Genomic DNA, 17,169 nt, shown 5'->3' on the forward strand with positions numbered 1-17,169 from the left:
CAAATCCGAACGTGGACGCAAGGGACGATGCGATCCGTCATGGACGAGGCGAGCGACACCCCGGTGACATCCGCCCGCGCCGGCCCCGTCGAGCGCGGCGCGGGCCTGGCCGCGTGGCGCCAGATCGCCGACGCGATCGGCGGCGCGATCGCGGGCGGCGAATTTCCGGCCGGCAGCCAGCTTCCCACCGAGGCGGCGCTGGCGGCCCGGTTCGGGGTGAACCGCCACACCGTGCGCCGCGCCCTTGGGACGCTGGCCGAGCGCGGCCTGGTGCGGGCGACGCAGGGGCGCGGCACCTTCGTCGAGCCGGGGCCGATCCCCTATCCGATCGGGCCGCGCACCCGGTTCTCCGAGATCGTCACCCGGGCCGGCCGCCAGGCCTGGGGCGACCTCGTCGCAGCGGCGACGGTGCCGGCGAGCCTCGAGACGGCGGAGGCCCTGGGGCTCGCGGCCGGCGATCCGGTGATCGAGATGCTGACCCTGCACCGGGCCGACGACGCCCCGATCTCGGCGGCGCGGATCGCCCTGCCGCTGCCGCGCTTCGCCGGCTTCGCCGAGGCCTACGCCGCCTCCGGCTCGATCACCCGCGCCTTCGCCGGGTTCGGCATCGCCGACTACACCCGCCTCTCGACGCGGATCGGGGCACGCGCCGCCACCGCGGAGGAGGCCAGCCGCCTCGACGTGGCGCCGGGGCGGACCCTGCTCACGGTCGCCAGCGTCAACGTCGACGCCGCCGGCGAACGCATCCTGGCCGCGGCCTCTGTGTTCGTCGCCGACCGGGTCGAGCTGGTGGTGGATTAGCGGCGATGCCGCCGGCCGCGACGAGGGACTGAACCAAGCCTGAGTGCCGCTCCTGCGCGCGAAGCGCCCGGCAGGGGCGCCCTTGCGGACCGTCGGTCGGCTATTTCGCTGCTGCGGTCTTCAGGCGCGCTTTCGGCGGCCCTGCGGACGCCGCCGCGAGCAACGTCGCCCAATCGTCGGGGGGGATGGCCCATGTCGAGCATCCGCTCGAACACGGCATAGGCGTCGGTCTTCGCGCCGTGGGTGCGCAGCGTCTCCGCGTCGTTCACCCACGCATAGATCAGGATCCTGGTCCGGCTGTCGTAGCGGAAGAACAGGCGGAAGCGGCCGTTGCCGTACTTGGCCCGGAACCAATGCTTTCGGGACGCGCCGAGGGGGGCGCCCTGGCGGTACTCGGCCCGGGACGGGTCCTGCGGGACGGTCTCGAACATCAATCTCCGCAAGACCGCGAGCAGCTTCGCGTTGGCGGTCCTGCGGTACCCGTCCGGGTCGTCGGCCTTGGCCTTCTCCACGGCGGCGGTCAGCGTCTCGAGCTGGTCGAGCAGCAGCGGATGGGCGAAGATCGTCCACGCGCCGACGACCGTCATCGATCAGAGCGCCACGGGACCGTCGATGTCCGCGCCGGGATCGGCGTCGATCCCCTCGGCGAGGGCCGACATGCGCTCCATCAGATCGGCGGGGAAGGGCGTGATGGCCTGCGGCCGGCGCGCCATGTCCTGGGCGAGGAAGGCCAGGAATCCCTCGATCACGGGGTCCGCCTCCTCGACCTCGACGCGGGTGAGGCGCACGCCGCCCTCGTCGACGACGTAGGCGATCTCGCCGCCGTAGCTGACGCCCAGGGCCTGGCGCATGGCCTTCGGGACGGTCGTCTGGCCCTTCGCGGTGATCTTGCTGCGCTCTCGTACGAGGGGACCCATCGCGGCCTCGGCCGCTTGAGGTAAGGAATTTCCCTTCCCTCGTCGGCAGCCTTCGAAGCAAGCGCGTCGCGGCGCAAGGCGACGCCCTATGCTCCCCGGCATGGGCAGGGCCGCCGAGGGCGGCGTTGCTCGCAGGTGCCCGGGTTGACTACTGACCCCGGATGCGAGGCGCACGCGCCCCCCCGGCAGGATACGCAACCCATGACCGAGCCATCGGCCCGCCACGTCGTGATCATCGGTTCGGGGGCGGTCGGGACCGTGAGCGCGCTCGAATGCCTGCGCGCCGGCCATCGCGTCACGGTGGTCGATCCGGGCGTGCCCGGCGGGGAGCAGGCGTCGAGCTACGGCAATGCCGGCTGGCTCTCGTCGCACTCGGTGATCCCGCCGGCGGAGCCCGGCATCTGGAAGCGCGTGCCGTCCTACCTCGCCGACCCGCTCGGGCCGCTGGCCATCCGCTGGCGCTACCTGCCCCGGGTGCTGCCCTGGCTGGTGCGCTACATCTGGGCGGCGCGCACCGGGCGGCAGATCGCCGAGACGGCGCGGGCGATGCGCACCCTGCTGGCGGATGCGCCCCGCCTCCATGCCGGCCTCGCCGAGGAGGCCGGCCTCGGCCACCTGATCGAGCGGCGCGGCCTGCTGCACGTCTATCCCGACCGGGCGGCCTTCGCGGCCGACGCCGCGGCCTGGGCGATCCGCCGCGCGGTCGGCGTGCGATGGCTCGAGCTCTCGGCCGACGAGCTGCGCCAGCGCGAGCCGACCCTGCATCGCCGCTACACCTTCGGGGTGATGGTCGAGGAGGCGGGCCATTGCCGCGACCCGGGCGGCTACGTCGCCGGGCTCGCCGACCTCGCCCGCGCCCGCGGCGCGACCTACGCCCGCACCCGCGCCACCGGGTTCCGCCTCGACGCGGGTCGGCTCGTCGCGGTGGAGACCGAGGCCGGCGCGATCCCGTGCGACCGGGCGGTGGTCGCCGCCGGCGCCCGCTCGGGCGCGCTGACCGCGAGCCTCGGCGACCGGCTGCCGCTGGAGAGCGAGCGCGGCTACCACGTGATGATCGCCGGCGCCGAGGCGGGGCCGCGCACCCCGGTGATGGCCTCGGACGCCAAGATGGTGGTCAACGCCATGGACGGCGGCCTGCGCGCGGCGGGCCAGGTCGAGTTCGCCGGGCTCGACGCGGCGCCGAACTGGAAGCGCGCCGAGATCCTGCGCGACCACCTGACCGGCATGTTCCCGGACCTGCCCGCGACCGTGCCGGCCGAGCGGATCCGGATGTGGCTCGGCCATCGCCCGAGCATGCCGGACGGGCGGCCCTGCATCGGCCGCGCCCGCCGCACCGGGGACGTGGTCTACGCCTTCGGCCACGGCCATGTCGGCCTCGTCGGGTCGGCGCGCACCGGGCGCCTCGTCGCCCAGCTCGTCGGCGGCGAGGCGCCCGAGATCCCGCTGGCGCCGTTCGACCCCGGCCGCTTTCTGTAGGGAAGCGGCACCCGGCCTACCGCGCCGGCCCGCCGATCAGCGCCCGGCGCAGCCGGCCGGACACGGCGTCGATCGCCGCCACGGCGACGAGGATCATCAGCACGAGGCAGGCGACCTGCTGCAGCTCGAGCACCCGGATCAGCTCGCTCAGGTACTGGCCGATGCCGCCCGCGCCGACGATGCCGATGATCGTCGCCGATCGGGTGTTCGATTCGAAGAAGTACAGCACCTGGCTGCCGAGCACCGGCAGGACGGCGGGCACGAGGCCGAAGCGGATGCGGTGGAGCGCGCCGCCGCCGGAGGCCGCGACGCCCTCGCCGTCGCGGCGATCGACGGTCTCGACCGCCTCCGAGAACAGCTTGCCGAGCGCCCCGACGTCGGAGCAGGCGATGGCCAGCGCACCGGCGAACGGCCCGAGCCCGACGACGTTGATCCAGACCAGCGCCCAGATCAACACGTCGACCGAGCGGACCACGTCGAGGCCGCGGCGCACCGCGAAATGCGCGAACGGGTTCGGCACCACGTTCCGGGCCGCGAGCAGCGCCAGCGGGAAGGCGACCAGCGCCGCGGCCAGCGTCCCGAGGAAGGCGATGGCCAGGGTCTCGCCGAGCGCGTGCAGGAAATCGGGGAAGCGGCCGCCGGCCGAGGGCGGCAGCATCATCAGCGAGAACTCGGCGAGCCGCCCGAGGCCGCTCACGATGCGGGTGGCCGAGAAGTCGAGGCGCACCATCGCGAACGCTGCGAGCCCGAGGAGAGCGGCCAGGGTCGCGAGCGTCGCGAGCCGCGCGCCCCACGCGGTCCGGAACGCGTCGGGGTGGCGCCGGCGCAGGGCGGCGACGTCCACGGGACGCGGCGGCCGGCTCATCGCGCGCCCTCCGCCCCGATGAGGTGGTGGCGCAGCCGCTCGGTGCCGAGGTCGATCGCCATCACCGTCGCGACGATCATCAGGAGGATCGCGCTCACGTCCGCGTCGTAGAAGTTGCGGATCGCCACCAGCAGCTCCTGGCCGATGCCGCCGGCGCCGACGAAGCCCATCACCCCGGCGCCGCGCACGTTGATCTCGAAGCGGAGCAGCCCGTAGGAGGCGAAGCTCGACAGCACCTGCGGCAGCACCGCGAAGCGGATCGCCTGGATCCGCGAGGCGCCCGATGCGGTCAGCCCCTCGACCGGCCTCATGTCGATGTTCTCGACCACCTCGGAGAACAGCTTGCCGAGCGCCCCCGTGGTGTGGAGGGCGAGCGCCAGCACGCCCACCATCGGGCCGAGGCCGAAGGCGATGACGAAGAGCAGGGCGAACACGATCTCGGGCACCGTGCGCAGGACCTCGAGGGCGCGGCGCGTCAGGAAGCGGCCTGCGCGGGTGCGGGCGAGGTTCGCGGCCGCGCCGAAGCACAGCAGGAAGGCGCCGACGCCGCCGAGCAGCGTGCCGAGATAGGCCATCAGCACGGTCTCGCCGAGGAGCGCCGCCCATTTCGGCAGGCCCCAGTACCATTCGGCGAGGTCGCCGCGCAGGTCGGCGAGGGTCAGGTGCGGCAGGATGCGGCCGAGATAGGCGGTGAGGTTGCCGATGTTGTCGGCGAGCACCAGCGGGCGCACCTCGGCCATCAGGCCCGACAGGACCAGCAGCCCGGCGACGACCGCGAGGAATGCCAGGCTCCGCCGCCGGGTCGACGCGACCGCGCGCCCGTAGGCCTCGGCCAGGGCCGCCGCCCGCTCGGGCGGCAGCGGCGCGATCCGCCCGCTCACGGCGGCGACCCGTCCGGTCCCGGGATCAGGACTTGCGGCGCTGCGCGTCGTTGAACTTCAGCATCTCGATGATCGGCTGGTAATCCTCCAGCGTCACCGGGGTGAGGCCGAGGTCCTTGCCGTCGGAGAGGCGGTCGAAGGCGGCCTTGTCGGCGGTCGGCAAAGCGACGAAGGCCTCGACGATCTTGCGCTTCAGGTCGGCGGGCAGGCTCGACAGCATCGCGAACGGGCCCTCGGGCAGGAACGCGGACTTGAAGACGATGCGGAAGTCGGACGGGCTCAGCGGCGTGCCGTCGGGCTTCTTCAGCATGCCCTTGGCGGCCATGCGGGTGACGACGGAATCGGTCTCGGAGTTCCACAGGTTGGCGGCGGCGTCGGCCGTGCCCTGGGTCAGCGCCAGCACCGCGTTCTCGTGGCTGCCGGCGTAGACGGTCTTGCCGAACAGCGCGTCGACGTCGTGGCCGCTCTTGTTGAGGAAGAAGCGCGGGGCCTGGTTGCCGGAGGTCGAGTTCGGGTCGACCAGGGCGAGGTTCCTGCCCTTCAGGTCCGCGATCGTCCGGTACGGGCTGTCGGCGCGCACGTAGAGCACCGAGTAGTAGCCCGAGGCGCCGTTATCGTGCTTCTGGTTGACGATCGGGTCGACCTTCACCCCCGTCATCACCGCGCGGGCGAACGAGGCCGGGCCGTAGAAGGCGATCTGGATGTTGCCGGCGCGCTGGCCCTCGATCACCGCGGCGTAGTCGTTGGCGACCCGCAGCTTCACCGGCACCCCGAGCGCCTTGGTGAGGTAGGCGGCGAGCGGCGCGTAGCGGTCGGTGGTGCCCGTGGCGTTCTCGACGGGAATCGCGCCGAGGGTGATCTCGGGCACCGTCGCCTTCCAATCCTGAGCCAGGGCGGGCTGCAGGGCGAGCGCGGCCAGGCCGCCCGCGAGGGCGCCGACGAGGGTGCGACGGTCGAGCATCATCATCTCCGGGAAGGGGCGTGGCACGGGGTTCGTCCGGGGTCAGGCGACGAGGGCGGCGGGCTCGACCGCGTGCGGCGCCCGGTCCATCACCTCGCCGGCCTCCAGGCCGTAGAGCTGCTTGGCGACGTCCTCGGTGAGGTCGAAGGCGCCGCCGTCGAACACGACGCGGCCGTCGGCGAGGCCGACGAGCCGGTCGCAATAGGCGCGGGCGAGGTCGAGCGAGTGCAGGTTGCACAGCACGGTGATGCCGAGGCGCCGGTTGGCGTCGGCGAGCGCATCCATCACCAGCTTGGTGTTGCGCGGGTCCAGCGAGGCCACCGGCTCGTCGGCGAGGATGATGTCGGGCTCCTGCACCAGCGCGCGGGCGATCGCGACCCGCTGCTGCTGCCCGCCCGAGAGCTGGTCGGCGCGGTGGGCGGAAAAGCCCGCCATGTCGAACGCCTCGAGCGCCGCGAGCGCCCGCGCCCGGTCCTCGGCCGACCACAGCTTCAGGAGCGCGCGGTGGCTCGGGGCGTGGGCGAGGCGCCCCATCAGCACGTTGGTCAGCACGTCGAGGCGGCCGACCAAGTTGAACTGCTGGAACACCATGGCGCAGCGGGCGCGCCAGCGGCGCAGGTCGCGCCCCCGGAGCGCGGTGACGTCGAGCCCGTCGAACAGGATCCGCCCGGCCGAGGGCTCGGCGAGGCGGTTGAGCATGCGCAGGAAGGTCGACTTGCCGGCGCCCGAGCGCCCGATCACCCCGACGAAGCTGCCCGGCTCGATCCGCAGCGAGATCCGGTCGACCGCGAGGTGCGGTCCGTAGCGCCGCGTGAGGCTATCGACGATGAGCATGCGTGCCGTCCGCCGCGAGGGATGCGCCGGTAGACCCGTCGCGCGCGACGATAGGATGACAGCCGCGCCGCGACCCGCGGTTTCGTCGTGAACGGGCGCCGATCCTGCCGTTCCGGCAAAGCCCATGCCCCGCGCGCCGACGCTCGGCTTCGGAGACGGGATCATGGGCCTTCGGTGCCAAGGGATGAAGGCGCCCGATCGGACGGCGCGCAGGATTTTAGTCTGGCTCGGCGCCGTCGTCGGATATACCGCTCTGGCGGTGCACGCGATTCGCGTTCCCGTCGAATGACGATCACGATGTTCCGAACCAGCGCCCTGACGGCGGTCCTGCGACGCACGCTATTCGATTCGGATGCGAAGGAGGCGGAGCGATCGCCTCGAACGTCGATCCCTGAAAGTTTTTCAGGAAGAGATGCTTTGTCGCGCTCGTCGATCGGAGGCTTCCTCGCCGCCGCCCTGGTGCTCGGCCGCGCCGCCGCGGCGAATGCCGAGGACGCACCGTGGCACTGGACTTGGGTGACGCCGACCGAGAAGGGCTGGGTGACGGTGGAAGGAGACGCCGCCGTCACGCTGTCGGCCAACCGATTCTTCGCGCATCTGAAACCGGGTGCCCCGGGCTATTCTCCCGACGTGCGCATCGAGGGGCGTCTCGCCAATCGGAAAGCCGAAGCCCTCGTGACCTTGGAGGGCACCGATGCCTCCCCTGAGACCTACACCGGCAAGTTCCAGTCGATCCGTTCGAAGCTGTCGGATCCGAGTCACGGCTGGGGAAGCGACCGTATCAGCTTGATCGCGGGCTCGTCCTTTCTCGGGTTTTACCGGGAGGTGCAGGCGGCAAGGAGCAAGGACGACAGCAAGATCCAAAAGTTTCGGCTGAGGGCGTTCTGAAGCCGTTTGCCGATGCTCGGACAGGCAGGCGGCAGGGAAACCTTTCGCAGCCGGGACCGCTCATCCACCCGATGAAGGGTGCTCAAGGCGAGGCCGGTGCAGGCCTGAACGGGATCCGGCGCAGGATGCGGAACGGCGCCGCGCCGTCCTGACGCAGCAGCGTGATCGCGTCGATCGTCAGCGACGTCGGGGGGCAGGCCGCCGCGAGGCGGGCGCGCCAGGTTTCGCGGGCGTCGCCGGCGAGGCGGCCGGTCAGGGTCATGTGGAAGCGGAAGGCCTCGAAGACGTGGGGATAGCCCCAGCGGTCGAGGAGCGCGCGGCGGCGCGCGTCGAGGCGCTCCGGCTGGCGGCGCACCCGCTCGGCCGGGGTGAGGCCGGCCCGGAACGGGTCGAGGGCGGCAACGCACTCGGCCGCGAGCAGGCCGAGCCCGGGCGGCGGCGCGGTGGGCACCAGGGCGACGAAGTCCCCGAGCAGGGTCACCGCGAGGGGCCCGACCGCCAGGGGCGCGCGGGGCTGCGCCAGCGCCGCGCAGGCGGCGAGGAGGTCGCCCTCGGTCCGGCCCGCGGCGAGGCGCATCGGCGCCTTCAGCGTCGCGTGGAAGCCGTAGACCCGCGGCGCCGCGGTGACGGCGGCGAGCGCCGCGCGCGCGGCCGCGTCCCATCCGGGCAGGGGCGCATCGCCGAGGACCGCCTCGCCGAAGGCGGCGAGCGCCGATCCGGGCTCCGGCGTGACGTAGAGCGCGTAGCGTGTCGGGGCGTCCACCGGGGCACTCGCTTCGGGCGTGGATCGGTCACGGCCCGGCGCGGATAGAACCCGATCGCCCGCTCGGCAAGGCGCGGCCGCTCAGCCCCGCGGGATCGGGCGGTTGCGGCAGGCGGCGCGATATTGCTGCCGGCTCAGGCCGCGCATGTTGCGGCGGTCGGCTTCCTGGGTGCAGGCGATCTTGCGGTCGGCCTTGTTGAGGCTCTTCGTGCCGCTTGACGGGACGTCGGTCGGCGCGGGCGCGGTGTAGGATTGCGCGAGGCCCGACGTCGTCAGCAACGCGAGACACAGGGTGCTTGCCAAGACCGTACGCATCCAACGAACTCCTGCTTCATCTGTCGCGCTCGCCGGGCAATAACCGGGCCAAGCTTGGCGGCTCGGGGCGTGGTCGATCATGCGGTGCGGCCGGCGGCGATCGCGGCGACGACGCGATGCGAATCCGACACCCATCCGAAGATGCCGCCCTGCGCCACGATCATCGCGAGGCCGGCCGCGTGGAAGGCCGGGATGTACGAGCCGCAGGCATCCGACACCACGAGGCAGCGGTAGCCGCGGTCATTGGCCTCGCGCACGGTGGTGTGGACGCAGACCTCGGTGGTAACGCCGCAGACGAGCAGCGTGGCGACGCTGCGCGCGGCCAGGATCTCGGCCAGGTCGGTGGCGTAGAACGCGCCCTTGCCCGGCTTGTCGACCACCGGCTCGCCGGGGGCGGGCGCGAGGTCGGCGACGATGTCGTGGCCGGGCTCGCCGCGGATCAGGATGCGCCCCATCGGCCCGGGCGCGCCGATGCGGGCGGACGGCGTGCCGCGGGCGATCTTGGCGGCGGGCGCGTCCGACAGGTCGGGGCGATGCCCTTCGCGGGTGTGGACCACGAGGAGGCCGGCCCGCCGCGCCGCCGCCAGCAGCGCCTGCGCCGGCGGCACGGCGGCGGCGAGCAGCGAGACGTCGTTGCCGAGGCTCTCGCCGAAGCCGCCGGGCTCGAGGAAGTCGCGCTGCATGTCGATGATGACCAGCGCCGTCGTCGCTAGGTCGATCGCCAGCGGGCCCGGCTCGGCATCCACGGTCACCATCGGCGCGAATCTCCCGTCCTGCGGCCGGCTCGGCGGCGCACGACGCGACGATGTCGGGCGATGGCGCGGAATGCATCCGCAAATACTGCCCGACATTGCTCGAATGTTGTGCGTATGCTGCCGACGTCATGGGCGGTGGCGCGTTCGTCGGCGGACGACGCGCCGCCGGAGGTGGGAGCCCGGCCGCCGCGTCGCGCGTTTCAGGGTTGCCGCCGCCGCACCCGCCGGAGCGGGCGCCTGCGCTCGGCCGGCAAACCTGTTGCCGAATTATGACTCGGCCGCCGCCTCTCGCCCAGGTGGCACGCGCTGGCATATCGGTTGCTGCCTGCTCACCGGATTTTCGGCACGGAGAGGGCAGACATGATCGCTCGGGGACTCGTTGCAGCGGCCATGTCGCTCGGTCTGGTGGGATACGGCGCGGCGGCCGATCTCGACGCGAAGAAGGACAAGGCGCCCGTCGAGGCGCCGGCCAAGGAAGCGCCGTTCTTCCTCTTCGCCGACACGCAGTTCAGCTATCGCTACCAGTTCCCGACCGTGTCGCCGGGCGTCCAGATCCAGAAGGCCGACGGCTCGTTCGTCAGCCGCGAGGCGCCCAAGCAGATCTACAACATCTCGCATGCCGACGCCTGGGCCTACGGCACGAACTTCTTCTCGCTCGACATCCTCAAGTCGGGGTCGCAATTCCCGGCCGGCACCACGAACCCGCCCGGCAGCGTCGGCGCGCCGTTCTTCGCCGATTACGGCAACACCGAAGCCTACGGCCTCTATCGCGGCACCCTGAGCCTCAACGCGCTGACCAACTCCAAGGCGTTCACGCTGCCGGGCATCGTCAAGGACATCTCCCTCGCCTTCGGCTTCGACGCGAACTCGCAGAACGACGCGTTCGGCTCGAAGAAGCGCGACGTGGTCGGCGGCCTCAACTTCTCCTTCGACGTGCCGGCCGGGTTCCTGAACCTCTCGTCCACGCCTACAAGGAATGGAATCGCAACGGCTTCAACCTGCAGCCCGATCGCGACCAGAGCTTCGACGTGGTGCCGGAATTCGAGGTGGTCTACAATTTCCCCCTCGCCTTCACCAGCCTGCCGCTGAGCCTGACCGGCTTCAACAACATCGTGCTGCCCAAGGGCCGCGGCGTGCAGAACGTGGCCGACTTCGCCTTCAACCCGAAGCGCGGCCTCGAATTCCTGTCGCGCACCAACCTGGTGCTCGACGTGGGCAAGCTGATCTACGACCAGCCCAACAAGGTCGACGCCTTCATCGGCTTCCAGTACTGGCTGAACAAGTTCGGCAACGTCGAGACGGCGACGTTCAAGGGCACGGAAGAGAAGAGCTTCCTCGCCGGCGTCGCGTTCCACATCTTCTGATCGCCGGTTGGATCGCCGATCGCACGACCGTGACGGGATGGGAGACGGCATGACGGGATCCGACGCCAGGCCCCGAGGGGACGAAACGCTCCGGCGCCTGTGGATTCGCGATCCGCTGGCGATCCTCGCCGAGGGCGCCGGCGGCGGCATCGTGGTCGAGGGCAGCCGCATCGTCGAGCGCGTGGCGGCCGGCGCGCAGCCCGCCGCGCCGGTGGACGAGACCTTCGACGCGTCGCGCCACGTCGTCATCCCCGGGCTGATCAACACCCACCACCACTTCTTCCAGACGCTGACGCGGGCCCACCCGCTGGCGATCAACAAGCCGCTGTTCCCGTGGCTGAAGGCGCTCTACACGGTCTGGGACAAGATCACCCCCGACGCGTTCCGGCTCGCGACGCGGCTCGCCTACACCGAGCTGCTGCTCTCCGGCTGCACCACGGCGGGGGACCACCACTACCTCTACCCGAAGGGGCTCGAGGATTCCGTCGACGTGCAGGTCGACGAGGCGCGCAGCCTCGGCATCCGCGCCTTCGTCACCCGCGGCTCGATGAGCCTGTCGGAGAAGGACGGCGGCCTGCCGCCCGAATGCCTGACGCAGGACGACGACACCATCCTCGCCGACAGTGAGCGGGTGCTGAACCTGTTCCACGACGCGAAGCCCGGCGCGATGGTGCGGATCGGGCTGGCGCCGTGCTCGCCCTTCAACGTCACCAAGCGGCTGATGCGCGAGAGCGCGGCGCTCGCCGACCGCCACGACTGCCAGCTCCACACCCATCTCGGCGAGACGCTGGACGAGGACGCCTACTGCCTGGAGATGTTCGGCCAGCGGCCGGTCGACTACCTCGAGGAGGTCGGCTGGATGAGCCCGCGGGCCTGGCTCGCGCACGGCATCCACTTCAACGACGACGAGGTGCGCCGGCTCGGCAAGGCCGGCGTCGGCGTCTGCCACTGCCCGACCTCGAACATGACGCTGGCCTCCGGCCAGTGCCGCACCTGCGAGCTGGAGGCGGCGGGCGCGCCGGTGGGCCTCGGCGTCGACGGCTCGGCCTCGAACGACAGCTCCAACCTGATGGAGGGCGTGCGCCACGCCCTGATGATCAACCGCCTGACCTACGGCGCCGAAGCGGTGACGCATCTCGACGCCCTGCGTTGGGCCACCGAGGGCTCGGCCCGCTGCCTCGGGCGCGACGACATCGGCCGGATCGAGCCGGGCCGCGAGGCCGACCTCGCGCTGTTCACCCTCGACGCGCTGCGCTTCTCCGGCGCGCACGATCCGCTGGCCGCTCTCGTGCTGTGCGGCGCGCACCGCGCCGACCGGGTGATGGTCGCGGGCCGGTGGCGGGTGGTCGACGGAAACCCCGTCGGCATGGACACGCGGAAGCTGCGCGAGGACCACGGCCGGCTCGCCCTCAGCCTCCTCGGCGGCGCCTGATGGCGGCCGTGCCGTCGCCCGCCGCCGGCACCGCGCCGCTCTACGGGGCCTACGGCATCGTCAAGCGCTTCGGCGACTTCACGGCCAACGACGGCGTCGACCTCGAGATCCGCGCCGGCGAGATCCACGCGCTGCTCGGCGAGAACGGCGCCGGCAAGTCGACCCTGATGAAGATCCTCTACGGGCTGCTGGAGCCGACGGAGGGCGTCGTCACCCACAAGGGCGACATCGTGCAGCTGCCCGACCCCGAGGCGGCGCGCGCCATCGGCATCGGGATGGTGTTTCAGCACTTCTCGCTCTGCGAGAACCTGACGGTGGCCGAGAACATCGCCCTCGTCATGCCGAAGACCCTCTCGGGCAGGGCGCTCGCCGAGCGGATCGCCGCGCTCGGGGCGGCCTACGGCCTGCACCTCGATCCCGCCCGGCCGGTCTGGTCGCTCTCGGCCGGGGAGCGCCAGCGCATCGAGATCGTGCGCTGCCTGCTGCAGGACCCGCGCCTCGTCATCCTCGACGAGCCGACCTCGGTGCTGACGCCGGGCGAGGCGGAGCAGCTGTTCTCGGTGCTGGAGCGGCTGCGCGACGAGGGCCGGGCGCTGCTCTACATCTCGCACCGGCTCGACGAGGTGCGGCGCCTGTGCACCCGCGCCACCATCCTGCGCCACGGGCGCGTCGTCGGCGCCTGCGATCCGCAGGGGGAGAGCGCCCGCTCGCTCGCCGCCCTGATGGTCGGGGCGCAGGTCGGCGCGGTGACCGGCCGCGCCGGCGCCGCGCTCGGCCCGCCGCGCCTCGTCCTCGATCGCCTGTCCCTGCCGGCGCCCGGCCTGCACGGCACCGCGCTCGCCGACATCCGCCTCACCGTCCGGGGCGGCGAGATCCTCGGCGTGGCCGGCGTCGCCGGCAACGGGCAGGCGGAGTTCTTCTCCGCGCTCTCGGGCGAGACCGCCGCGGCGCGGGCCGAGGCGGTCGTCGTCGACGGCGCGGCCGTCGGGCGGCTCGACATCAACGCGCGGCGCCGGCGCGGCGCGGCCTTCGTGCCCGAGGAGCGCAACGGCCACGCGGCCGCCCCGGGCATGAGCCTGTCCGAGAACGCGGTGCTCTCGCGCCACGCCACCGCGCCGCTCGCGCGCTTCGGCCTGCTCCGGCGCGGGGCGGCGCGCGCGCTCGCAGCCGCCGTGATCGCGGCCTTCGACGTGCGCAAGGCCGGCCCGGACCCCGCCGCCGGCACCCTGTCGGGCGGGAACCTGCAGAAGTTCGTCGTCGGGCGCGAGATCCAGGCGGAGCCCGGCGTGCTGGTGGTCAACCAGCCGACCTGGGGCGTCGACGCCTCGGCCGCCGCCCGCATCCGCCAGGCGCTGATCGATCTCGCCGCCCGCGGCGCCGCGCTGCTGGTGATCAGCCAGGACCTCGACGAGCTGTTCGAGATCGCGAGCCGGATCGCGGTGCTGCATGCCGGCACCCTCTCCGAGCCGGTCCCGGCGGGCGAGACGACCCGCGAGGCGGTGGGCTTGCTGATGGGCGGATCGCATGCGTGAAGCTGCGGCGTTGTTCCCTCCCCCTGAAGCGGGGGAGGGTACCCTGCGCAGCAGGGGGGCAGGGGGGAGCGCCGTATCCGGCACCGTCGCTCCCCTCTCCCGACCCTCGCTGACGCGAGGCCCGCCCTCCCCCGCAGAGGGGGGAGGGAGGAGCCGCCCGCGATTCTTTCCGACTGTTCAGAGCCTCCCATGCGCCTCGATCTGAGCCCGCGCGCCCGGCGCTCGGCCGTGCTCTCGGCGCTGTCGCCGGTCATCGCCTTCGCCGGCGCCGTGCTCGTCGGCGGGATCGCGGTGGCTTTGCTCGGCGTCGCGCCGGGGGCCGCGTTCACGACCTACTTCGTCACCCCGCTGAGCGAGGTGTGGTCGCTGCAGGAGGTGGCGCTGAAGGCGGCGCCGCTGGCGCTGGTCGCCACGGGGCTGGCCTTCTGCTTCCGGGCGAGCCTGTGGAACATCGGCGCCGAGGGCCAGTTCGTGGTCGGCGGCCTGGCCGGCGGCTGGATCGGCGTCGCGACGCAAGGGGCGGAGGGCTTCACGGCCTGGATCCTGCCGACGATGCTGGCCGCCGGCACGCTGGCGGGCCTCGCCTACGCGATGATCCCGGCGCTCCTGAAGGTCCGCCTCGGCGTGTCGGAGATCCTGACCAGCCTGATGCTGGTCTACGTCGCGGAGCTGCTGCTCGACTACATGGCCCGCGGGCCGTTGCGCGATCCGGCGGGCTTCAACTTTCCGCAGAGCGTGCCGTTCGATCCGGCGGCGCGGCTGCCCTACCTGATGGAGGGCGACACGCTGCATGCCGGCGTGCTCATCGCGCTCGCCGCCGTGATCGTCGCGACGCTCGTCCTCGCCCGGACGCTGTTCGGCTTCGAGGTCCGCGTCGTCGGCGCCGCGCCGCGCGCGGCGCGGTTCGCGGGCTTCAGCGACGCGCGCCTGACGCTCGCCGTCTTCGCGATCTCGGGGGCGGCGGCCGGGCTCGCCGGCATCTGCGAGGTGGCCGGCAAGATCGGCCAGCTGCAGCCGACGATCTCGCCGGGCTACGGCTTCACCGCGATCATCGTCGCCTTCCTCGGGCGGCTGTCCCCCCCGGGAATCCTGGTCGCCGCCGGGGTGATCGCGCTGACCACGATCGGCGGCGAGTCGGCCCAGATCGACCTGAAGCTGCCGCTCGACCTCACCCGCGCGTTCCAGGGGCTGCTGCTCGCCTTCGTGCTCGGGGCGGACGTGCTCGCCCGCTACCGCGTCCGGCTCGTGCCGGGCGGCCCCCGGCGGACCGCGTGAGGCGCCGGGCATGGTGAGAAGGCGGCCATGACCCTCGACATCGTCCAGATGGTGCTCGTCACCGTGCTGACCGCGGCCACGCCCCTGATCCTGGCCGCGATCGGCGAGCTGGTGGCGGAGCGCTCCGGGGTGCTCAACCTCGGCACCGAGGGGATGATGGTGCTCGGCGCCGCCGCCGGCTTCGCGGTCGCCACCGAGACGGGCTCGACGCTCGCCGGCGCGCTCGGCGGCGCCGGCGCCGGGCTCGCGCTGTCGGGTCTGTTCGCGATCCTCACGGTCGGGCTCGCCGCCAACCAGGTCGCCTCGGGCCTCGCCCTGACGATCCTCGGCCTCGGGCTCTCGGGCCTCGTCGGCACCGGCTACGTCGGGATGAAGCGCGATCCGGCGCCCCACCTCCACCTGGCGGGGCTGAGCGACCTGCCGGTCGTCGGCGACCTGCTCTTCGGGCAGGACGCCTTCGTCTACGTCGCGGTCGCCCTGGTGCTCGGGGTGTGGTGGTTCCTCGGCCGGAGCCGCGCCGGGCTGGTCCTGCGCGCCATCGGCGACGACCACACCGCGACGCACGCGCTCGGCCTGCCGGTGCGCAAGGTCCGCGTCCTCGCGGTCCTGTTCGGGGGCGCCTGCGCCGGGCTCGCCGGCGCCTACCTGTCGCTCGCCTACACCCCGTTCTGGTCGCCGGGGATGACCGCCGGGCGCGGCTGGATCGCCCTGGCGCTGGTGGTGTTCGCCTCGTGGCGCCCGCTGCGGGTGGCCGCCGGGGCGCTGCTGTTCGGCGGCGCGACGGTGCTCCAGCTCCACGCCCAGGCCGCGGGCCTCGGCCTGCCGGGGCAGGCGCTGTCGGCGCTGCCCTACGTTGCGACGATCCTGGCCCTGGTCTTGCTGTCCCTCGGGCGGCGCCAGGGCGGCTCGCTGGCGCCCGCCGCCCTGGGCCGCGAATTCACGCCCCACCGCTAGAAGGCGGGGGCCATGTTGGGGGTATCGACCTTGGGGACATCGACGACCATGCGGACGATCACCGGCGCCATCCTGGCGGCTCTTCTGCTCGCACCCGCCGCGCGGGCCGACGACAAGCTCAAGGTCGGCTTCGTCTATGTCGGCCCGGTGGCCGATTACGGCTATTCCTACCAGCACGACCTCAGCCGCAAGGCGCTCGAGGCGGCGATGCCCGGCAAGGTCGAGACCACGTTTCTCGAGAGCGTGCCCGAGGCCGACAGCGAGCGCTCGATCGAGAAGCTGGCGCGCTCGGGCGCCAAGCTGATCTTCACCACCTCGTTCGGCTTCATGGAGCCGACCCTGAAGGTCGCCAAGAAATTCCCCACCGTGAAGTTCGAGCACGCCACGGGATACAAGCGCAGCGCCAACGTCTCGACCTACTCGGCCCGCTTCTACGAGGGCCGCTACGTCTGCGGAAAGATCGCCGGCACGCTCTCGAAGTCCGGCACGGTCGGCTATATCGCCTCGTTCCCGATCCCCGAGGTGGTGAGCGGCATCAACGCCTTCATGCTGGGCGCGCAGTCGGTGAACCCCAACGTCAAGCTCAAGATCGTCTGGGTGAACACCTGGTTCGACCCGGGCAAGGAGGCGGAGGCCGCCAAGGCCCTGCTCGCGCAGGGCGCCGACATCCTGACCCAGCACACCGATTCCGCGGCCCCGCTGCAGGAGGCCGAGAAGGCCGGCAAGCTCGCCTTCGGCCAGTCCTCGGACCAGTTCCGCTTCGCCCCGAAGGCGCAGCTGACCTCGATCACCGACGACTGGGACGGCTACGTGATCGGCGAGGCCAAGGCGGTGCTCGACGGCTCGTGGAAGAGCCACGACACCTGGGGCGGCATCAAGGACGGCATGGTCGTGCTCGCGCCCTTCACCAACATGCCGGACAACGTGAAGGCGATGGCCGAGGAGACCAAGGCCGGCATCGTGTCGGGCAAGGTCCACCCCTTCGCCGGCCCGGTGACGAAGCAGGACGGCACGGTCGCGGTGAAGGCGGGCGAGGACGCGCCCGACCCGATGATCCTCGGCATGAACTGGTACGTGAAGGGCATCGACGACAAGCTGCCGCAGTAGCGGGCCGCCGTCTCCGGCGCGCGAGCGGGGGGCCGCCCGCGCGTCCGGT

16 protein-coding genes and 2 pseudogenes are annotated in these 17,169 nt (G+C 72.4%); 9 read left to right on the forward strand and 9 right to left on the reverse strand.

Features of this window, described 5'->3' with window-relative positions; translation table 11 throughout:
• Positions 1–39: 39 nt before the first annotated feature.
• Positions 40–801, forward strand: coding sequence for a phosphonate metabolism transcriptional regulator PhnF (gene phnF, locus MKK60_RS25290; RefSeq protein ID WP_243950618.1), 762 nt, complete (start codon positions 40–42; stop codon positions 799–801).
• Positions 802–901: 100 nt separating this feature from the next.
• Here the strand turns inward: phnF and MKK60_RS25295 are convergent.
• Positions 902–1,388, reverse strand: a pseudogene (locus MKK60_RS25295) (type II toxin-antitoxin system YhaV family toxin).
• Between the two features lie 3 nt (positions 1,389–1,391).
• On the reverse strand, positions 1,392–1,718 hold the full coding sequence (locus MKK60_RS25300) for a type II toxin-antitoxin system PrlF family antitoxin (protein ID WP_243988956.1): 327 nt from the start codon (positions 1,716–1,718) through the stop codon (positions 1,392–1,394).
• 201 nt (positions 1,719–1,919) lie between these two features.
• Between MKK60_RS25300 and MKK60_RS25305 the strand changes: the two genes are divergently transcribed.
• Positions 1,920–3,194 (forward strand): NAD(P)/FAD-dependent oxidoreductase, encoded by a 1,275-nt coding sequence (locus tag MKK60_RS25305; RefSeq protein WP_147859456.1) that lies wholly within the window; start codon positions 1,920–1,922, stop codon positions 3,192–3,194.
• Between the two features lie 16 nt (positions 3,195–3,210).
• Here the strand turns inward: MKK60_RS25305 and phnE (MKK60_RS25310) are convergent, their stop codons facing one another.
• From phnE (MKK60_RS25310) to phnC, 4 genes are read right to left on the reverse strand one after another with little or no spacing between them, the layout of a single operon-like run.
• Positions 3,211–4,059 carry a phosphonate ABC transporter, permease protein PhnE gene (phnE, locus tag MKK60_RS25310; protein WP_147843794.1) on the reverse strand — a complete coding sequence of 283 codons (849 nt, stop codon included), beginning with the start codon at positions 4,057–4,059 and terminating at the stop codon, positions 3,211–3,213.
• Positions 4,056–4,940, reverse strand: a complete 885-nt coding sequence (gene phnE, locus MKK60_RS25315) for a phosphonate ABC transporter, permease protein PhnE (RefSeq protein ID WP_243938124.1) — start codon at positions 4,938–4,940, stop codon at positions 4,056–4,058. Before phnE (MKK60_RS25315) ends, phnE (MKK60_RS25310) begins: the two co-directional genes overlap by 4 nt.
• A gap of 25 nt (positions 4,941–4,965) precedes the next feature.
• Complete coding sequence (gene phnD, locus MKK60_RS25320) at positions 4,966–5,901, reverse strand: phosphonate ABC transporter substrate-binding protein (protein WP_147729660.1); 936 nt, start codon at positions 5,899–5,901, stop codon at positions 4,966–4,968.
• A 42-nt stretch (positions 5,902–5,943) separates the two neighbouring features.
• Complete coding sequence (gene phnC / locus MKK60_RS25325; RefSeq protein ID WP_243988957.1) at positions 5,944–6,735, reverse strand: phosphonate ABC transporter ATP-binding protein; 792 nt, start codon at positions 6,733–6,735, stop codon at positions 5,944–5,946.
• Positions 6,736–7,020: 285 nt separating this feature from the next.
• On the opposite strand from phnC, the gene MKK60_RS25330 reads away from it, so the two are divergent.
• A complete protein-coding gene (locus MKK60_RS25330; protein ID WP_243988958.1) occupies positions 7,021–7,623 on the forward strand; it encodes a hypothetical protein in 603 nt (200 codons plus the stop codon).
• Between the two features lie 82 nt (positions 7,624–7,705).
• Here MKK60_RS25330 and MKK60_RS25335 read toward each other — a convergent pair whose 3' ends face one another.
• The 3 genes from MKK60_RS25335 to MKK60_RS25345 form a co-directional block, all read right to left on the reverse strand.
• Positions 7,706–8,386 carry a DUF1045 domain-containing protein gene (locus tag MKK60_RS25335; protein WP_243988959.1) on the reverse strand — a complete coding sequence of 227 codons (681 nt, stop codon included), beginning with the start codon at positions 8,384–8,386 and terminating at the stop codon, positions 7,706–7,708.
• An 81-nt stretch (positions 8,387–8,467) separates the two neighbouring features.
• Positions 8,468–8,701 carry a hypothetical protein gene (locus MKK60_RS25340; protein ID WP_147844746.1) on the reverse strand — a complete coding sequence of 78 codons (234 nt, stop codon included), beginning with the start codon at positions 8,699–8,701 and terminating at the stop codon, positions 8,468–8,470.
• Between the two features lie 77 nt (positions 8,702–8,778).
• Entirely contained in the window at positions 8,779–9,456 is a 678-nt protein-coding gene (locus MKK60_RS25345; protein WP_243938120.1) for a cysteine hydrolase family protein, read from the reverse strand.
• 360 nt (positions 9,457–9,816) lie between these two features.
• Between MKK60_RS25345 and MKK60_RS25350 the strand changes: the two are divergent.
• The 6 genes and pseudogenes from MKK60_RS25350 to MKK60_RS25375 all read left to right on the forward strand — a co-directional run bounded on the left by MKK60_RS25350 (position 9,817) and on the right by MKK60_RS25375 (position 17,120).
• A pseudogene (locus tag MKK60_RS25350) lies at positions 9,817–10,820 on the forward strand (hypothetical protein).
• 49 nt (positions 10,821–10,869) lie between these two features.
• Positions 10,870–12,252 (forward strand): 8-oxoguanine deaminase, encoded by a 1,383-nt coding sequence (locus MKK60_RS25355; RefSeq protein WP_243950608.1) that lies wholly within the window; start codon positions 10,870–10,872, stop codon positions 12,250–12,252.
• Complete coding sequence (locus tag MKK60_RS25360; protein WP_243988960.1) at positions 12,252–13,784, forward strand: ABC transporter ATP-binding protein; 1,533 nt, start codon at positions 12,252–12,254, stop codon at positions 13,782–13,784. Before MKK60_RS25355 ends, MKK60_RS25360 begins: the two co-directional genes overlap by 1 nt.
• 189 nt (positions 13,785–13,973) lie before the next feature.
• Positions 13,974–15,059, forward strand: coding sequence for an ABC transporter permease (locus tag MKK60_RS25365; RefSeq protein ID WP_147843784.1), 1,086 nt, complete (start codon positions 13,974–13,976; stop codon positions 15,057–15,059).
• Positions 15,060–15,086: 27 nt separating this feature from the next.
• The gene (locus MKK60_RS25370) at positions 15,087–16,013 is read left to right on the forward strand and encodes an ABC transporter permease (RefSeq protein ID WP_243938113.1); all 927 of its coding nucleotides are present in this window, start codon (positions 15,087–15,089) and stop codon (positions 16,011–16,013) included.
• 48 nt (positions 16,014–16,061) lie between these two features.
• Positions 16,062–17,120, forward strand: coding sequence for a BMP family ABC transporter substrate-binding protein (locus MKK60_RS25375; RefSeq protein WP_243988961.1), 1,059 nt, complete (start codon positions 16,062–16,064; stop codon positions 17,118–17,120).
• Positions 17,121–17,169 lie beyond the last annotated feature (49 nt).

Source organism: Methylobacterium sp. J-092 (assembly GCF_022829325.1).
Taxonomy (GTDB): domain Bacteria; phylum Pseudomonadota; class Alphaproteobacteria; order Rhizobiales; family Beijerinckiaceae; genus Methylobacterium.